We start from the raw sequence: 2,693 nt of genomic DNA, 5'->3' as shown, positions 1-2,693 counted from the left end.
AATAAATCCCAAATTACGACACCGCAACTTACCGAAATATTTAACGAATGTTTGGTCCCAAATTGTGGTATTTCAATAACGGCATCGCTTTTATTAACTACATTTTGCGCAACACCTTTTACTTCATTACCAAAAACTAAAGCATATTTTGTGTTTTGTTCAACCTTAAAATCGTTAAGCATGATTGCTTTTTCAGCTTGCTCAATAGCGCATACTTTTACGTTTTCTGCTTTGAGTTTATCAACCAAATCAATCGTGGATTCAACATATTCCCAGGCCACAGTTTCAGTACTTCCTAAAGCTGTTTTGTGAATATCTTTATGAGGTGGCGTTGCTGTAATACCGCACAGATAAATTTTTTCAATTAAGAAGGCATCACTTGTTCTAAACACCGAACCAATATTGTTTAAACTTCTAATATTGTCGAGCACAATAATTATAGGCGTTTTTTTAACATCCTTAAAATCTTGAACACTTAATCTATCTAACTCGCTATTTTTTAATTTACGCATGGTTTATTGTTGAAATCTCGTTCTAATTGTAGATAACTTATGGTGTTTCAACTTCAAAACACCTAAAATTAATAGTACATTGCATGCTACAATTTTCACAAAAATAAGATTTAAAAACCACTTTACCATTGGCTAAAAAAGCAAAAAAAGTAACCCCGTTGATGAAGCAGTACAATGCTATTAAAGTAAAGTATCCTGATGCTTTGTTGTTATTTCGAGTGGGCGATTTTTACGAAACATTTGGAAGTGATGCCATAAAAACAGCAGGTATTTTAGGAATTATCTTAACCAAGCGTGGCGCTGGTAGTGAAAGTGAAATTGAGTTGGCTGGATTTCCGCATCATTCTTTAAATACATATTTACCAAAATTGGTGAAAGCGGGGGAACGGGTGGCTATTTGCGATCAATTAGAAGATCCTAAATTAACCAAAAACATCGTAAAACGTGGTGTAACAGAATTGGTAACGCCTGGCGTTGCTCTGAACGATGAGGTTTTAGTTTCAAAATCTAATAACTTTTTATGCTCGGTTTATTTTGATAAAAAGTATATCGGCATTTCGTTTTTAGATATTTCTACAGGCGAGTTTTTAACCTCTCAAGGAAATGCAGAATATATTGATAAGCTACTTCAAAATTTTAGTCCGAGTGAAGTGTTGGTGTCCAAACAAAAACGCTCACTTTTTAACGATACATTTGGTGACGATTTTCACACCTTTTATTTAGAAGATTGGGTGTATCAAGCCGATTATGCTTATGAAACTTTAATTAAGCATTTTGACACTAAAACATTAAAAGGTTTTGGAATTGAAGATTTATATGAAGGCATTATTGCTTCGGGTTCTATTCTCCATTATTTAGGTGAAACACAGCATCATAAATTACAGCATATTACGGCCATTTCAAGAATTGCTGAAGATGATTATGTATGGATGGATAGGTTCACTATTAGAAATTTAGAACTTTATAATTCTACAAATAACAATGCTGTAACGCTTTTAAATGTTATTGATAAAACCATTTCACCAATGGGCGGAAGGTTGCTTAAACGTTGGTTAGCTTTACCCTTAAAAAACGTGGATAAAATTAAACAACGGCATGAAGTGGTTAGTTTTTTAACTAAGGAAAACACCACACTTCAGAAAATTCAAAATCATATTAAACATATTGGTGATTTGGAGCGTTTAATTTCAAAAACGGCTACCGGAAAAGTAAACCCGCGAGAAGTTATTCAGCTTAAAAATTCTTTAGAAGCGATTGTGCCTATAAAATCGTTAGCTTCAAATTGTGATAATGAATCATTAAAAATTATTGGCGATAAACTTCAAAGTTGCGATGTGCTTCGTGAGAAAATCAAGGAGACTTTAAATGAAGATGCCCCGGTAAATGTCTTAAAAGGTAATAGTATTGCTGCTGGTTTTTCTTCGGAATTGGATGAGCTTAGGGGTTTGTCAAAATCAGGGAAAGATTATCTCGATAAAATGCTTGATCGTGAAAGTAAACGAACAGGGATTTCGTCGCTAAAAATAGCATCAAATAATGTGTTTGGATATTATATAGAGGTTAGAAATACACATAAAGATAAAGTTCCAGAAGAGTGGATTCGTAAGCAAACGTTGGTAAACGCAGAGCGTTACATTACCGAAGAACTTAAGGAATACGAGGCCAAAATTTTAGGAGCGGAAGATAGAATTCAGGCAATTGAACAACAATTATTTTCAGAATTGGTAGGTTGGCTAAATCAATATATAAAACCCGTACAGCAAAATGCCTATTTAATTGGGCAATTAGATTGTTTATGCGGGTTTGCTCAATTGGCAAAGGATAATAAATACATTTATCCAACAATTGATGATTCTTTCGATTTAGAAATAAAAGATGGCCGTCATCCAGTTATAGAAAAACAATTACCTATTGGCGAAGCCTATATTGCAAATGATGTGTTTCTGGATAGAACAAGTCAGCAAATTATTATGATTACGGGGCCAAATATGTCTGGTAAATCGGCCATATTGCGCCAAACGGCATTGATTGTTTTATTGGCTCAAATTGGAAGTTTTGTACCTGCAGAAGCAGCTAGAATAGGTTTGGTAGATAAAATATTTACAAGAGTGGGCGCCAGCGATAATATTTCTATGGGTGAATCTACCTTTATGGTTGAAATGAATGAAACAGCTTCAATTT

The 2,693-nt window shown here is 34.0% G+C and carries 2 protein-coding genes; one reads left to right on the top strand and one right to left on the bottom strand.

Features of this window, described 5'->3' with window-relative positions:
* Positions 1–512 (bottom strand): RNA methyltransferase (locus WBN21_RS13360; protein WP_424201084.1); only part of this gene is annotated, 512 nt, incomplete at its 3' end.
* Positions 513–640: 128 nt separating this feature from the next.
* On the opposite strand from WBN21_RS13360, the gene mutS reads away from it, so the two are divergent.
* Positions 641–2,693 (top strand): DNA mismatch repair protein MutS (gene mutS, locus WBN21_RS13355; RefSeq protein WP_424201082.1); only part of this gene is annotated, 2,053 nt, incomplete at its 3' end.

Source organism: Algibacter sp. (genome assembly GCF_049667265.1).
Lineage (GTDB): Bacteria > Bacteroidota > Bacteroidia > Flavobacteriales > Flavobacteriaceae > Algibacter_B.
This window is presented reverse-complemented; position numbering and strand designations above follow the sequence as displayed.